Genomic DNA, 15,041 nt, shown 5'->3' with positions numbered 1-15,041 from the left:
GGGACGCACGGTGACAGAGCACGCCGACCTCTCGCCCTCTGAGATCGCAGCCGTCCTCGACCGCGCCGCCGCCGGCGGGCGGATCACTCCGGAGGAGGCGCTCGTCCTCTACCGGTCCGCCCCGCTGCACGCGCTGGGCGCGGCCGCGGACGCCGTGCGCCGCCGGCGCTACGCGGGTACCGAGCACATCGCGACGTACATCATCGAGCGCAACATCAACTACACGAACTCGTGCGTCACGGCGTGCAAGTTCTGCGCGTTCTACGCCCCGCCGAAGAGCGACAAGGTCTGGACCCGGCCCCTCGACGACATCCTGCGCCGCTGCGCGGAGACCGTGGAACTGGGCGGCACGCAGATCATGTTCCAGGGCGGCCACCACCCGGAGTACGGGGTGGAGTACTACGAGGAGCACTTCTCCGCGATCAAGAAGGCGTTCCCGCAGCTCGTCATCCACTCCCTTGGGGCCTCCGAGGTCGACCACATGGCGCGGATCTCGGGCGTGAGCGCCGAGGAGGCGATCCGCCGGATCCACGCGGCGGGCCTGGACTCCTTCGCGGGCGCCGGCGCCGAGCTGCTGCCGGAGCGGCCGCGCAAGGCCATCGCGCCGCTGAAGGAGTCGGGTGAGCGCTGGCTGGAGATCATGGAGATCGCCCACAACCTGGGCGTCGAGTCGACCTCCACCATGCTGATGGGCACGGGCGAGACCAACGCCGAGCGGATCGAGCACCTCCGGATGATCCGCGACGTGCAGGACCGCACGGGCGGCTTCCGCGCGTTCATCCCGTACACCTACCAGCCCGAGAACAACCACCTGAAGGGCCGGACGCAGGCGACGATCTTCGAGTACCTGCGCATGATCGCCATCGCGCGGCTGTTCCTCGACAACGTCGCGCACATCCAGGGCTCCTGGCTGACCACCGGCAAGGAGGTCGGCCAGCTCTCGCTGCACTACGGCGCGGACGACCTGGGCTCGATCATGCTGGAGGAGAACGTCGTCTCCTCGGCGGGCGCCAAGCACCGCTCGAACCGGCAGGAGATCATCGACCTGATCCGCAAGGCGGGCCGCGTCCCGGCGCAGCGGACGACGACGTACGAGCACATCGTGGTCCACGACGACCCGGCGAACGACCCGGTCGACGACCGCGTCGTCTCGCACCTCTCCTCCACGGCGATCGAGGGCGGCACGGCCCACCCGGAGCTCAAGCTCGTCACCGCCGACTGAGACGGGTCCTCCGGTGCTGACGATCCACGCGGCCGGGCTGCTGCTCACCGGCGACCCGGCGGCGGCGCCCGTCCCCGGCGGCGCGGTCCTCGTCGACGGCGGGGCCGTCGCGGCGCTCGGCCCGCTCGACGAGGTGACGGCGGCGTACCCGGGCGCGCGCGTACGGCGCTGGCCGGGCGTGCTCACGCCCGGGCTGCGGCAGTGGCACGGCCTGTGGCTGCTGACCCGCGCCTACCACCCGGACCCGCGCGAATACGACGAACTCGGCGACCGCCCGCTGACGGGTGACCGCCTGGCGGCCCTGGACCTGCCGGAGACCCGCAGGTCGGGCAGTGTCCGGCGGGGCTTGCAGCGCATGCTGCGGTACGGCACGACGGCGGTCGGCGGCCCCTTCCGGGACACGGTGGTCCGCACGGCCGTGGCCCGCTCCGGCCTGCGGGAGGTTCCGGCGACCCTGGCCCCCGGGGTCCTCGACGACCTCCCGAACCTCGACCCGTTCCACCACGCGGCCGCCCTGGCCGACGCGATCCCCGCCCCCCTGACCGTCGGCGGCCGTGCCGACCTGGCCGCGTTCGACGTCCCGGACGAGGCGGGCCTGGTGGCGGCGGGTGCGGGTACGTGCGTGGCGACGGTGCTGGCCGGACGGCTGGTCTACCGGGGCGCCTGAGGGCGGCGCGGTGCGCCCCGCTCATCACATCGGGTGACGGTACCGTCGTATTCAGGACCGCGGTCCGCACGCGCGTCCACACTCGCGTTCATGGGAGCAGTGATGATCGCAGAACGGCTGGAGCAGGCCGCCGAGCCGGACAAGGCCACTCCTGAGAACTGGATGTTCCCACCGGAGAACGGATGGACGGTGGACCAGGTGGAGGACCTGGAGCTGCCGTTCGACTGGGAGCTCGTGGATGGAGTGATCGTGGTCAGGGGGCGGACGGTGTGGTGGCACAACAGGGTGCGGGGCAGGATCGCACGCTGCCTGGAGGACGCCTCGCAAGCGCCCTACCTGGTGGAGTCCGAACAGTGTGTGTTCATCGACAGGAACAACCCCCCCGTCCCTGACATCGTCGTCTTCGACAAGACAGGGCTGAATCTCTTCGAGGCGAAGTACATCCCCGTGGAGAAGGCCGTCCTCATGGTCGAGGTCGTCTCCCCCGGCTCCCGCCAGGACGACCGCGTCCGCAAGCCCGCTCTCTACGCCTCCGCCGGGGTGAAGAACTACTGGCGCGTCGAGCGCGGCGAGGACGGGCTGCCGGAGGTGCACGAGTTCTGGCTGCACAAGGAGACCGGGCAGTACGTATCGGCCCCCGACCGGCCGGTGCACACGGGCAAGCTGGAGACGGACCGGCCGTTCCCCGTCGTCATCGATCTGGCGAGCCTGGTCGAGCTCTGAGGGCGGCGCGTCCGTCAAGGATCCGTAGCGAGCGGACCCGGAAGCGTCAGCAGTCCGTCAAGAGGAATGATCGCCTCCGATCTCTTCGGCAGAGTGATCACCGCGGGCCGGCCGCTCCGGTCGTCCGCGGTGCGGAGTCGAGGGCCCGGCCGTTCGACGGCGGGCCGGAAGAGCGAGTGCCATCGGCGCGGGACGGCGGCCGCCGACGGGCGGTGCCGGGTCCCGGGGGACGTGCCGGTGGGCCTGGGGGCGCGGGGGCTCGCAGGAGGGGCGCTCACCGTGCCGCGGAGGTGACGTCGTCGCGGAGCGGCCGGGCCGTCCAGAGGCCCCTGTGTCCGGGGGCGCGGGGCGGAGGTGAACAATGGGGGGCGTGACCCGAGCCTCCCTGGACAAGCAGCCGCACGAAGTCGCCGCGATGTTCGACGACGTGGCGGCCAAGTACGACCTGACCAACGATGTGATCTCGCTGGGCCAGGCCCGGCGGTGGCGCAAGCACGTGGCGGCGGCCGTCGGGGGGCGGCCGGGGGAGAAGGTGCTGGACCTCGCGGCCGGTACGGGGACCTCGTCCATCCCGTTCAGCGCGGACGGCGCGTACGTCGTCCCCTGCGACTTCTCGCTGGGCATGCTGCGCGAGGGGAAGAAGCGGCACGAGTGGCTGCCGCTGACCGCCGGTGACGCGACCCGGCTGCCGTTCGCGGACGAGGTGTTCGACGCCGTCACCATCTCCTACGGACTCCGCAACGTGCAGGACACCGACGCCGCCCTGCGCGAGATGCTGCGGGTGACCAAGCCCGGCGGCCGGGTGGTGATCTGCGAGTTCAGCCACCCCACCTGGAAGCCGTTCCGGACCGTCTACACCGAGTACCTGATGCGGGCGCTGCCCACGGTCGCGCGCGCGGTGAGCAGCAGCCCCGACGCGTACGTCTACCTCGCCGAGTCCATCCCCGCCTGGCCGGACCAGCCGGCCCTCGCGGGGCGGATGCGGCAGGCCGGCTGGACGGACGTGGCGTGGCGCAACCTCGCGGGCGGGATCGTCGCCCTGCACCGGGGTCGGAAAGCGGCCACGTCCGCGGGCTGACGTTCGGTAAGGTTCCGGCCCCGGCTTTCCTGTTCAGAGCCGGGAGACACCGAGTCACCGGAGCGTTTATGACGTCGTTCTGCCCGTCTTGTGGGGCTGCCTTCGTGGCTGATGCCCGCTTCTGCATGGCGTGCGGCAAGGAGCGGCCCGCGGTGGAGGCGGCCGGCGCGCCGCCTCCACCGCCCGCCGCACCACCCCGGCCCGGTGTGGCGCCCCCGCCGTTCGCTCCGCCGCCGGCCGCGCCACCGTACGCCGCGCAGGGCGGGTACGCGGCGCACGCCCCGCAGGCCGGCGCGTACGGTCCGCCGCCGGGCGCCCCTCCGGGCGTGCCGGCCGCGCCGGGACCCGTGGCCGTCTTCGTGCGCCGGGTGTTCACCGGTGACTGGGCGGGCTCGGTCCTGGCGGCCCTGTGGCCGGTGGGACTGCTGCTGCTCCTCGCGATCTGCTTCTCGTCGCCCTCCTGGGGTTCGGACGAGGACGACCTGTCCTGGTCCGGGCGGTTCCGGATGGTGATCGCCCTGATGCTCCAGGGACTCGGCGGCACCGCCGAGGTCTCGGGGGGCGGGTCGCCGTTCGGCCCGTCGCGGGTCAGCGGGTCCATATCCTTCTGGCTGCTCACCATGACGGTCCTGTGGATCGGCGCCGTGGTCCTGGGGGCCCGGTGGCTCCGCCGGGCCCGCCCGGCCGGGGCCGGGCTCGACGCCGCGCCGCGCGTCGGACTGCTGACCGGCGTGGTGGTCCTGGCGCTGGGCCTCTACGGGCAGCCGGAGGAGAACGGCGTCGAGCTGTCGACCACACCGGCGCTCGCCGCGCTGTTCACCTTCGCGCTCACCACGGTGCTCAGCGGTGCCGTGCTCGCGCGGGACACCGCCCTCACCCGGCTCGGCCCCGGCGCGCGGATGGTCCTGCGGGCGCTCGGCACTGCCCTGCGCGCCCTCGCCCTGGCCGTGGGCCTCTGGTCCGTCGCGCTCCTCGTCATCGTCCTCTACCAGCTCGACAAGGAGGGCGACCTCAACGGCTGGGCCCTGGTGGGCATCCTGGTCTTCCTGGTCAACGCGGCGCTCGTGTGCGTCGGCGGCTCCTGGGGCGCCGACCTGAGCGCCCGGCTGGGGACGAACGGCGGTTACGGCGGCGGGTACGACGACGGGGGCTTCGGGTACGGGCGTTCGTCCGGGTCCTTCGGCTCCTCCGGCTCCTTCGGGTCCTCCTCCGGCCTCGGCCGCAACCACGACTTCGGCCTCTCCGAAGCCGGTGACGTCTGGGGCGCCTGGGCCCAGGCGGGCATCGTGGCGATGGGTGTGCTCTGCGCCCTGTCGCTGACCCTGATGGTGGTGCGCCGCTCGCGTGAGGGCCGCAAGGAGCAGGTGCTGTCAGGGGTGTTCTTCCTGGCAGCGGTGTGGCTGCTGGGGCTCGCCGCGGGCATCTCCAGCGAGTGGAAGGGGCGTTCCGGCGGGGATCTGATCGGCTCCTTCGCCAACACCGAACTCGGCGTCAACGGCGGTGAGCTGTTCCTCTTCGGGATGCTGTGGACGGCCGGCGCGGTGCTGCTCGCGGTGCTCATCAGCAGCGGGCGCGGGACCGGCGGGACGTACGCGGGTCCGTACGGGCCCCCGCCCGGGCCGCCCGCGCCGTTCCACGCGCCGTACGCTCCCCCGATGGGCGCCCCCGGCGTCCCCGGCCCCGGGGTGCCTCCCATGCCCCCGGCTGTGTCTCCCGGGGCTCCTGGGGCTCCCGGATCCCCCGGCACGCCGCCGGTGACACCGCCGACGCCCCCTCCGGCCACTCCGCCCGCCGGGCCGTCCGCGCCCCCGGCAGGGAGCGCGGACGCGGGCGCCGCGGCCGGTGCCACCCCGCCCGCCGGCCCGCCGGCACCCGCCGGCCCGCCGTCGCCCGCCGGTCCGTCGACGCCCGCCGAGGCGCCCACCGCGATCGGGCAGTCCGCCGTCGGCGGGCCGCGCGCGGCCGAGGGAACGGGCCCGTCGGCGGGGCCCGCCGGGACGGCGCACGCGGAGCCCGCCACCGCCGTCGATCCCACTGCGTCGGTCGCCGCGCCCGCCCCCGCGCCGACGCGCGGCCGGGCCCTGCGGTGGGCCGCCGTCGGTGTGGCGGCCTTCGTGGTCGGCGGCGTGGCCGCGGCCGGTGTGCTGCTCGTGCACAAGGACGGCGGCAAGGCCGGCGGGAAGGACGACCACGCGTCCCGGCAGTCCACGAGCGGCGGCCGGCGCCCGGCCGGGGAGACCGGCGGCGCCGCCTCCGCGTCCCCCGCGCCGTCGGACTCCCCGTCCGCCGGTCCGGCGACCCCGTCGGAGGGCGCCTCGAGCGACCCGGCCGGCACCGAGTCCCCGTCGGTTTCCCCGGACGTCCCCGCCGGCGTCCGGACCGCCGCCCCCGACGCGCACGAGCACGTGACGGACCCGTCCCGGAACGCGCCGAAGTACTACGAGCTGACCGCCGCCCCGGAGGGTTTCGCGCTCGCCGTCCCCGAGGGCTGGCGCCGCGAGGACAAGGGCAGCGGCCAGATCGACTGGCACGGCCCCACCGGGCCGGAGCACCTGCGCGTCGGCATCGTGAAGAAGGCGGAGCAGTCGGCGTACGACCACTTCGGCGAGTTGGAGCGGACCGTCGCCAAGGAGGACGGCTACCGGCGGCTCCAGTTGACCCGCAACACCTTCAAGGGCCGCCCCGGCGCCCTGTGGGAGTGGACCTGGAACGACCACGGCCGCACCATGCACGCCGTCAACCAGGCGTACGTGGACGCCTCCGGGACCGAGTACGCCATCCTCTACCAGGGCCGTGAGGGCATGGGGAGCCAGGACGGCTGGCACCGGACGTTCGACACCGCGCTGGACTACTGGACGGCCGGGAAGGACTGACCGCGTCCCGTAGGGACGTCCTGGGGTGTGAGGACGGCGCGCGCCCGCGCGCGCGTCCGGCCCGCCGCGCCCCCGTGGCGGCACCGGCCCACCGGCCGGCCCGCCGCGTCCGGCTCCTAGACTCGTCGGAGACCGAGCAGTCCCCTCCACGCACCCGAACGGGAGAGCCGACGTGACCGACGTCCCTGCCGAACACACCGCCGATGTGATCGTGGTCGGGGCCGGCCCCGCCGGCTCCGCCACCGCGTACCACCTGGCCAGGACCGGCCTCGACGTCCTCCTCCTGGAGAAGACGGCGTTCCCGCGCGAGAAGGTCTGCGGCGACGGCCTCACCCCGCGCGCCACCAAACAGCTCATCGCGATGGGCATCGACATCTCGGAAGAGGCCGGCTGGCTGCGCAACAAGGGCCTGCGCATCATCGCGGGCGGCAACCGGCTCCAGCTCGACTGGCCGGATCTCGCCTCGTTCCCCGACTACGGCCTGGTCCGCAAGCGCGACGACTTCGACGAGCAGCTCGCCCGGCAGGCCGTCAAGGCGGGCGCCCGGCTGTACGAGCGCTGCAACGTCGGCGCGCCGATCCTCGACGAGCGCACCGGCCGCGTCACCGGCGTGGAGGCGAAGCTGGGCGAGGAGAAGGCGCCGGTCACCTTCCACGCCCCGCTCGTCGTCGCCGCCGACGGCAACTCGACCCGGCTCTCCGTCGCCCTCGGCCTGCACCGCCGCGACGACCGGCCGATGGGCGTGGCCGTCCGCACGTACTTCACCTCCCCGCGCCACGACGACGACTACCTGGAGTCGTGGCTGGAGCTGTGGGACCGGCGCGGCGCCGAGGACCGGCTGCTGCCCGGCTACGGCTGGATCTTCGGCATGGGCGACGGCACCAGCAACGTCGGCCTCGGCGTGCTCAACACCTCCGCGTCCTTCAAGGAGCTGGACTGGCGCGAGGTGCTGAAGGCGTGGTGCGCCTCCATGCCGGAGGAGTGGGGCTACACGCCGGAGAACATGACCGGCCCGATCCGCGGCGCCGCGCTGCCGATGGCGTTCAACCGCCAGCCGCACTACACGCGCGGCCTGTTGCTGGTGGGGGACGCGGGCGGGCTGGTGAACCCGTTCAACGGTGAAGGCATCGCCTACGCGATGGAATCCGGCCAGATCGCGGCCGAGGTCATCGTCCAGGCCCTCGGCCGGGCCACCCCCGAGCAGCGTGAACTCGCCCTGCGCCGCTACCCGAAGGTCCTCAAGGACACCTACGGCGGCTACTACACGCTCGGGCGCGCCTTCGTGAAGCTCATCGGCAACCCGAAGATCATGAAGCTGGCCACCGAACGCGGCCTGACGCACCCGATGTTGATGAAGTTCACACTAAAGCTCCTGGCGAATCTCACGGATCCGACGCATGGTGATGCCATGGACCGTGTCATCAACGGCCTGAGCAGGATCGCCCCCAAGGCCTGACCGGCCGGGGGCGACGCGGCGAGCCCCAACCACCCTTTCGGAGCGCGGCGTTCCGGGCCCTGATTCTTTACGTGTCAGGGTCCAGGACGCCGCGTTCCGTTGGTATTAACCCGTTCGATACAGCTATTTCCCAACAGGTCTTGACAATTGCTTGCTACGGACGAGTAGGGTCATACGTGCTTGGTGAAACAGTTGTGACTCTCCGTACAGGGAAAGGCTCGACTTCATGTCGCTCCGGAGTGGTGGCGAGGACCAGTTAGCGCGTAACCGGCAGGAGTTCGCGCGTCAGGCGAGTACGTTCGAGGACGCGCGGCTGAACACCGCGTTCACCATGCGGTTGCGGGAACTGGTTGAGTTCGCCGCCCCCCGGCCCGAGGACGTCTGTCTGGAGGTCGCCTGCGGCACGGGGCTCGTGTCGAGGGCGCTCGCCGGCCGCGTCCGGCATGTGACGGCGTTGGACGCCACGCCCGAGATGCTCGCCACGGGCAAGCGGGAGGCCGACGCCGAGGGGCTGACCCAGGTCGTCTACCAGCAGGGCGACGCCGCCCGGCTGCCGTTCCTGGACGCCTCCTTCTCCCTGGTCGTCACCCGCTTCTCGCTCCACCACGTGGCCTCCCCCGAGGCCGTCGTACGGGAGCTGGTGCGGGTCTGCCGGCCCGGCGGGCGCATCGTCGTCGCCGACATGGTCCGCCGCCCCGAGCTGGGCGGCGACCCCGACCGCATCGAGCGGCTGCGCGATCCCTCGCACGGCGCGATGCTCACGGTCGACCGGATCACCGAGCTGTTCACCGCCGCGGGCGGGAGCGTACGCGGCACCGAAGTCATCGACGTCCAGCGGCCGTTGGGGCCGTGGCTGGAGCAGGCGCGCACGCCCGCGGAGACCGCGGCGCGCATCGAGAGCGAACTGGCCGAGGAACTGGCCGGCGGCCCGGTGTCCGGAATGCGCCCCGTCACTCTCGACGGCAGGTTGCATTACACCCAGAGCTGGGTCCAGCTCCTCGCGGTACCCGACTGACCGTCGGGCCCGCCGCGTCACGTCGCGCCACGGCCCACCGACCAACGGAACGTGCTCCACATCGACCAGAGCCGGCGGACCACCGCCGGTGCGCCGCCGCCCGGGTGGACCGGGCGGAACGGGGGAGACAGCACAGTGCCGCACACCGACCAGACCCATCGCACCGACATAGAACTCATACCCGCCCATACCGGGACCACGCCGTTCGGCACCTGCTACCAGCAGTGCGTGGCGAACCTCGCCGCCTGGTACGGGCTGTCCGACGCCGAGGACGTCCTCGTCACCACCGGGGGCTTCGGCTGGGACGGCGGATCCGTCCTGCGGGGCGGTGACCGCTGGGTGACGGCGGCCGCCCGCCTCCACGGACTGCCGGTCCAGGAGCGGCGGTTCGGCTCCTACGAGGAGCTGCGCGCCCTGGAGGAGGCCGAACTGGCCGCCGGGCGCCCGCTCGCCGCGGCCGTCGACGCCTACTGGCTGCCCTCGGAGTACGAGGGCGTCGAACACCTCGCCCACTGCGTCCTGCTCACCGGCCGGGACGCGGACGGGGTCACCGTCGTCGACCCCATGAACCACCCGGAGCCCGTCCGGTACCCCGAGGAGCGCTGGCGGACCCTGCGCTCGGCGGACGCGGCCGACGGCTTCCGCACCTTCCTGCTGTCCGGCGGCCCCACCCGCAAGCCGTCCGCCCACGACCTGGCGCGGGCGGTGAGCGAGGACCGGCGCGCGCACCACGAACGCGACACCGCGGCCCTCGCGGCGTACATCGAGGCGTGCGACGCGGCGGAGTCCGGCACCCTCGACGTGAGCGGCGCCGCCGCCGACCGGCACTTCCTCGGCAGACTCTTCCGCCATCTGGCGGTCTCCCTACCGGAGTTGGAGGCCGTCGCCGTCGAGGCGGCGTCCCTCACCCGGCGCTGGTACCTGGTGCACACGCTGTCCCGTGAGTCCGGCGGTTCGCCGGAGGGGCGGCGGCGCCTGGTCCGCATGCTGCGCGACCTGCGGGGCCGCGAGGAGCGGCTGGCGGCCCACGTCGACGAAGCCGTCGCCGCCCTGGGCGCGTAGCCCCGAACTCATCGATCCGTAACGGCAGTTCCCCTAGGGTGAGCCCGTAGGGGCGGCTCCCCGCGGGTTCGATCTCTCCACTCTCCCACCCTTTGCTTCGCGCACTCGCGCATCAGCACTCTCTGTAAGGCTAGGAGTACTTCCCGTGCCCGAAAGCGCAATACCCTGCGAGCACGCCGTCCGTGAGGCGCTCGCCCGGCACTCCGACCTCGGCGCGACCGCGCACGAGCTGCCCGCCGACGGCGACCTCTACGCCGCCGGGCTCACCTCGCTGGCCTCCGTGCGGGTGATGCTCGCCCTGGAGGAGCGGCTCTCGGTCGAGATCCCCGAGGAGCGCATCGGCCGCGCCCTGTTCGCCTCGATCGCCCATCTCTCCGGCGTCCTGGCCGAGTTGACCGGCGACCGCGACCAGGCCGTGGGGGCCGGACGATGACCGCACCCGCCGCCGAGCGCGTCGTTCTGACGGAGCGTCAGGCGCTGGACGCGGCCGTCGAGGCGGCGAAGGCGGCGGCCGAGCACGCCGCCGCCACCGACCGCGACGCGGCCTTCCCGGCCGCCGGTGTCGCCGCCCTCCGCGAGCACGGTCTGCTGTCCGCCGCCATCCCCAAGGAGTACGGCGGCCAGGGCCTCGACCCGCTCACCCTGACCCGGATCGGCGCCCGGCTGGCCGGCGGGTGCGCCGCCACCGCCATGATCTGGGCGATGCACCAGCTCCAGGTCGCCTGCCTGGCCCGGAGCGCCGCGGCCTCGCCCGCCATCGCGGCGGCCCTGGCGGACATCGCCGGGCGGCAGCTGCTGATCGCCTCCATCACCTCCGAGGTGGGTGTCGGCGGCGACATGCGGCGCAGCGTCGCCGCCGTGGAGCCGGCCGGCGACGGCACGGTCCGGCTGACCAAGAAGGCCACCACCGTCTCGTACGGCGAGCACGCCGACGGCTTCCTCGTCACCGCCCGCTCGGGCCCCGACGCCGCCCCGACCGACCAGGTCGCCGTGCTCGTCATGGCCGAGCACGCGGAGCTGGAGCGGACCGGCGACTGGAACCCGCTGGGCATGCGCGGCACGTGCAGCCCGCCGTTCACGATGAGCGCGACCGTGCCCGCCGGCATGGTGCTGCCCGAGCCGTTCGGGGAGACCGCCACCCGCTGCATGGTGCCGCTCTCGCACCTGCTGTGGTCGGGCGTGTGGACGGGCGTCGCCGCGGACGCCGTGCGCCGCGCGGTGGCGTACTCCAAGATCCGGATGCGCGCCCAGCTCAAGGCCGGGCGCACGGCGGACGACCCGCGCCTCGGCCGGGCCTACGCCGGCCTGCGGGTGCTCCAGGACACGGTGCGGCGGTTCGCCGACGACTACGCCGTGTGGGACGCCGCCCAGGACGCGGACACCACCGCCATGACCGTCCGGGCCAACGCGCTGAAGACCGGCGTGTCGGTCGACGCGGTACGGGTGGTGGAGCAGGCGCTGGAGATCTGCGGGATGGCCGGATACAGCGAGTCCGGCCCGTACTCCGTCGCCCGCCACCTGCGGGACCTCTACTCCGCCCGCCTGATGATCGCCAACGGCCGCCTCGAGCTGGCCAATTCGGAACTGCTGCTTCTCACGGGGGACCTGATACAGGAATGACGAGCATCGACACGCCGGCGGCCCGCGCCGCCGACGACCTGACGGCCGGGGGCTGGGCGCTGCCCGCCGGCGCGGTGGGGACCCACCGCTTCACCCCGAAGTTCGAGGCGGTGATCGCCGGTCTCCAGGCCCGGCTGACCGCCCTGGGCGGCACCGAGGGGCCGGTCTGGCACCCGCCGGTGCTCTCCCGGTCCCTCATCGACCGCGCCGAGTACGCGGAGTCGTTCCCGCACCTGCTGGGCTCGGTGAACGCCATGGCCCCGCAGAATGCCACGGAGGGGGACGCCGACGGCGTCGTGCTGGCGCCCGCCGCCTGCTACCCGGTCTACCCCGGGCTCGCCGACGGCACGGTCGAGGGGCAGGCCCACTTCGACGTGGCCGGCTACTGCTACCGCCACGAGGCCACCAGCGAGCTCGGCCGGTTCCGGACGTTCCGGATGCGCGAGTTCGTCACCGTCGGCGCCGAGGAGCCGGTGACCGCCTGGCGGAACGCCTGGATCGAGCGCGGCGAGAAGCTCTTCGCCGAGCTGGGCGTGGCCGTCGAGGTGAAGTCGGCCACCGATCCGTTCTTCGGGCCCGGTGGGCGCCTGATGCGCGCCAGCCAGCTGGAGCAGGACCTGAAGTACGAGTTCGTGGCCAAGGTGTCCCCCGAGGACCCCGGCACGGCCATCGCCTCCGCCAACTGCCACAAGGACCACCTGGGCGCCCGGTTCGCCGTCCGGCTGCCCGGCGGCGGCACCGCGCACAGCGCCTGCGCCGCCTTCGGCCTGGAGCGCATCGCGCTCGCCCTGATCAACGCCCACGGCGACGACCTGAACGACTGGCCCGCGCTCGCCGCGGCCCTGCCCACCTCCGGGAGCCCGGCATGACGCACGTCCCCCACCACCTGGTCACCGGTGCCACCGGTTTCGTCGGCGGCGCCCTCGTCCTCGAACTCCTCGCCCGGACCGACGCCGAGATCCACTGCGTCGTCCGGCCGCGCCAGGACCTCTCCGCCGACGAGCGGCTGCGCTCGGCGCTGACCACGGCCGCCGCCTCGTACGGGATCACGGACCTCGACGAGGCCATCGCCACCCGCTGCCACGCCGTGGCCGGCGACCTCACCGCCGAGGCGTGCGGCGTGGACGCGGCGGCGCTGCCCGAGGTCGAGCAGGTCTGGCACGTCGCCGCCTCGCTCGCCTACGAGGAGCACCGCCGGGAGGAGATCCTCCGCGACAACCTCGGCGGCACCCAGCACGTCCTGGAGCTGGCCCGGGCGCTGAAGTCGCCCACGTTCAACTACGTCTCCACGGCCTACGTGGCCGGCGACCGCACCGGCTTCATCCCCGCCGAGCGGGTCGGGGAAGGCGTGGTCAGCAACAACGCCTACGAGCACAGCAAGATCCAGGCCGAACGGGCGGTGTACGCGGCCGGGTTCGAGCGCACCCGCATCTTCCGCCCCAGCATCGTCATCGGTCACAGCCGCACCTTCGCGGCGACCAGCTTCACCGGCCTCTACGGCTTTGTGAAGGGCCTTCAGAAGGCCCGCTCGGAGGTCCGCGCCACCCTCGGCGACATGCTGGTCTTCCGCCCGCTGCGGCTCCGCGCCACCGAGGACGCGCTGGTCAACTTCATCCCCGTCGACCTCGTCGTCTCGGCGGCCGTCGGCGTGGCCCTGGCGGACGGCCCCACCGACGTCTACCACCTGGCCAACACCGAGCAGCCGACCGTCGGCGACACCCTCGCGGAGCTGTGCGACCAGCTCGCGATCAAGCACCCGCACTACGTCGACAGCACCGACGAGTTCACGCTCATCGACGAACGGGTCGACGAGCGCGTCGAGTTCTACCGCTCGTACGTCAACGGCACCAAGGAGTTCGACGTCGCCAACGTGCAGAAGCTGCTCGGCGACGACGACGTCCTCAGCCACGCCCTGCCGCGCGAGCGGCTCGCCGAGTTCATCGGCTGGTACCTGGAGCACCACCGCGCACGGAAGGGAAAGAACGCGTGAAGCGCGAAGGCATCGAGTCCTGGGACCTCGCCTACGACGGCAAGCAGGACCTCCACGAGACGGAGGACGGCTGCAAGCTGTACTACGAGGTGCGCGGCGAGAGCGGCCCGGTGGTCACCTTCGTCTCCACCATCTACGTGGTCAGCACGGCCTGGCGGAACTTCACCGGTTCCCTGGTGGACGGCCACCGGCTGCTCACCTACGACCTGCGCAACCAGGGCGCCTCGGAGAGCAAGCCGGCCGACTTCGCCCGGCACGCCGACGACCTGCGGTCGCTGCTGGACGGGCTGGGGATCGAGAAGACGTACCTGGTCGGCACCTCCATCTCCACGCTGATCTGCCGCGACTTCGCCGTCGCCCACCCCGACCGGGTGGCCGGCCTGGTGCTCGTCGGCCCGCCGCTCAGCCCGAAGGGCTCGTCGCGCCGCCGCCGCATTGCCAAGTCCTGGCTGAACGCGCTGGAGACGGGCGGGCCGCGGGCCCTGTTCGACCTCATCTACCCGCTGGTCTTCGGCGAGAAGGCCATCGCCGAGGGCGGCTCCGGCGCCTACCTCGCCCTCCGCGAGCGCTTCCTCGCCATGAACTCCACGGCCCAGCTCGCCGCCAACCTGCGCGAGGCGCTGGAGGCGGAGGACAAGGCGGAGCTGCTGGAGCGGATCTCCGCGCCGACGCTGCTGCTCAGCGGCGACGACGACTTCTCGACGACCGAGTCGACGCTGCGGAACGTCGCCGGGCTGCTGAAGAGCGCCGCCGTCGAGATCATCGAGGAGTGCGGGCACCTGCCGTACTTCGAGCGGCCGGACGACTTCCAGGACGCGATCGCCCGGTTCGTGGCGTCCGTCGAAGGCGGCGGGTTCCCGGAGACGTTCGTGCCGCGGGCGGCGGGAGCGCTCGTATGACGGACGAGGTGCTGAACCGGCTGGTCGCCCTGCTGGAGCGGGTCGCCGCCGTCGAGCTGGACGGCCGGCCGGTCACCGAGACGGGTCCGGGATCGCTCCGGAACCTCGGGCTGACGTCGGTGCGGCTGATGGAGTTCCTGGTCGCGGTCGAGGACGAGTTCGATCTGATCTGGGACGACGATGTGGAGGAGGCGGTGATCGGGTCGCTGGAGGGGATGGCTCGGTACATCGCGGAGGGGGCGGCGGTGCGGGCCGGATAGCCGGGGGGTTCGCCCCAGTCCCACCCCTTCGCCGTTTCCTGGGGCTGCGCCCCAGACCCCCCCTTTTCGCGGCTTCGCCGCTCGTCCTCAAACGCCGGACGGGCTGGATAGCCCGTCCCCGGGGGTTGCGGGGGGCTTGCCCCCGCAAGAAACGGTGAAAGGGCGGGACAGGGGCA

General features: G+C 73.0%; 14 protein-coding genes. All 14 read left to right on the top strand.

The features are described from left to right. Positions 1 to 10 precede the first annotated feature (10 nt). On the top strand, positions 11 to 1,222 hold the full coding sequence (mqnC, locus tag J7W19_RS14455; protein WP_004955965.1) for a cyclic dehypoxanthinyl futalosine synthase: 1,212 nt from the start codon (positions 11 to 13) through the stop codon (positions 1,220 to 1,222). Positions 1,223 to 1,235: 13 nt separating this feature from the next. Then, positions 1,236 to 1,889 (top strand): amidohydrolase family protein, encoded by a 654-nt coding sequence (locus J7W19_RS14450; RefSeq protein ID WP_004955967.1) that lies wholly within the window; start codon positions 1,236 to 1,238, stop codon positions 1,887 to 1,889. A gap of 90 nt (positions 1,890 to 1,979) precedes the next feature. After that, positions 1,980 to 2,612: a Uma2 family endonuclease gene (locus J7W19_RS14445; RefSeq protein WP_233478108.1), complete on the top strand. Its 633-nt coding sequence runs from the start codon at positions 1,980 to 1,982 to the stop codon at positions 2,610 to 2,612. A 370-nt stretch (positions 2,613 to 2,982) separates the two neighbouring features. Further along, positions 2,983 to 3,690: a demethylmenaquinone methyltransferase gene (locus J7W19_RS14440; RefSeq protein ID WP_004955969.1), complete on the top strand. Its 708-nt coding sequence runs from the start codon at positions 2,983 to 2,985 to the stop codon at positions 3,688 to 3,690. A gap of 104 nt (positions 3,691 to 3,794) precedes the next feature. Next, positions 3,795 to 6,563, top strand: a complete 2,769-nt coding sequence (locus J7W19_RS14435) for a hypothetical protein (protein WP_210455335.1) — start codon at positions 3,795 to 3,797, stop codon at positions 6,561 to 6,563. A 172-nt stretch (positions 6,564 to 6,735) separates the two neighbouring features. After that, positions 6,736 to 8,019, top strand: a complete 1,284-nt coding sequence (locus tag J7W19_RS14430) for a geranylgeranyl reductase family protein (protein ID WP_004954903.1) — start codon at positions 6,736 to 6,738, stop codon at positions 8,017 to 8,019. Between the two features lie 226 nt (positions 8,020 to 8,245). Continuing rightward, complete coding sequence (locus tag J7W19_RS14425; RefSeq protein WP_004954900.1) at positions 8,246 to 9,034, top strand: class I SAM-dependent methyltransferase; 789 nt, start codon at positions 8,246 to 8,248, stop codon at positions 9,032 to 9,034. A gap of 135 nt (positions 9,035 to 9,169) precedes the next feature. Further along, complete coding sequence (locus J7W19_RS14420; RefSeq protein ID WP_004954897.1) at positions 9,170 to 10,096, top strand: BtrH N-terminal domain-containing protein; 927 nt, start codon at positions 9,170 to 9,172, stop codon at positions 10,094 to 10,096. A gap of 145 nt (positions 10,097 to 10,241) precedes the next feature. Continuing rightward, positions 10,242 to 10,529, top strand: a complete 288-nt coding sequence (locus tag J7W19_RS14415; protein WP_004954893.1) for an acyl carrier protein — start codon at positions 10,242 to 10,244, stop codon at positions 10,527 to 10,529. Then, positions 10,526 to 11,716 carry an acyl-CoA dehydrogenase family protein gene (locus tag J7W19_RS14410; RefSeq protein ID WP_004954890.1) on the top strand — a complete coding sequence of 397 codons (1,191 nt, stop codon included), beginning with the start codon at positions 10,526 to 10,528 and terminating at the stop codon, positions 11,714 to 11,716. The genes J7W19_RS14415 and J7W19_RS14410 overlap by 4 nt, the downstream gene beginning before the upstream one ends. Next, positions 11,713 to 12,585, top strand: coding sequence for a class-II aminoacyl-tRNA synthetase family protein (locus tag J7W19_RS14405; protein WP_004954887.1), 873 nt, complete (start codon positions 11,713 to 11,715; stop codon positions 12,583 to 12,585). Before J7W19_RS14410 ends, J7W19_RS14405 begins: the two co-directional genes overlap by 4 nt. Continuing rightward, on the top strand, positions 12,582 to 13,706 hold the full coding sequence (locus J7W19_RS14400) for an SDR family oxidoreductase (protein ID WP_004954884.1): 1,125 nt from the start codon (positions 12,582 to 12,584) through the stop codon (positions 13,704 to 13,706). The genes J7W19_RS14405 and J7W19_RS14400 overlap by 4 nt, the downstream gene beginning before the upstream one ends. After that, positions 13,703 to 14,605 (top strand): alpha/beta fold hydrolase, encoded by a 903-nt coding sequence (locus tag J7W19_RS14395; RefSeq protein ID WP_004954881.1) that lies wholly within the window; start codon positions 13,703 to 13,705, stop codon positions 14,603 to 14,605. The genes J7W19_RS14400 and J7W19_RS14395 overlap by 4 nt, the downstream gene beginning before the upstream one ends. Further along, complete coding sequence (locus tag J7W19_RS33490; RefSeq protein WP_004954879.1) at positions 14,602 to 14,865, top strand: phosphopantetheine-binding protein; 264 nt, start codon at positions 14,602 to 14,604, stop codon at positions 14,863 to 14,865. The genes J7W19_RS14395 and J7W19_RS33490 overlap by 4 nt, the downstream gene beginning before the upstream one ends. The last annotated feature ends 176 nt before the right edge of the window (positions 14,866 to 15,041 follow it).

Source organism: Streptomyces mobaraensis NBRC 13819 = DSM 40847 (genome assembly GCF_017916255.1).
GTDB lineage: Bacteria > Actinomycetota > Actinomycetes > Streptomycetales > Streptomycetaceae > Streptomyces > Streptomyces mobaraensis.
Note: the sequence above shows the minus strand (reverse complement) of the source record. Positions and strands in the feature narration are given on the sequence as shown.

Coding starts and splice junctions, on each gene's coding strand:
- J7W19_RS14445 (WP_233478108.1), top strand. CDS start 1,980: ATGGGAGCAGTGATGATCGCAGAACGGCTGGAGCAGGCCGCCGAGCCG.
- J7W19_RS14425 (WP_004954900.1), top strand. CDS start 8,246: ATGTCGCTCCGGAGTGGTGGCGAGGACCAGTTAGCGCGTAACCGGCAG.
- J7W19_RS14410 (WP_004954890.1), top strand. CDS start 10,526: ATGACCGCACCCGCCGCCGAGCGCGTCGTTCTGACGGAGCGTCAGGCG.
- J7W19_RS14405 (WP_004954887.1), top strand. CDS start 11,713: ATGACGAGCATCGACACGCCGGCGGCCCGCGCCGCCGACGACCTGACG.
- J7W19_RS14400 (WP_004954884.1), top strand. CDS start 12,582: ATGACGCACGTCCCCCACCACCTGGTCACCGGTGCCACCGGTTTCGTC.
- J7W19_RS33490 (WP_004954879.1), top strand. CDS start 14,602: ATGACGGACGAGGTGCTGAACCGGCTGGTCGCCCTGCTGGAGCGGGTC.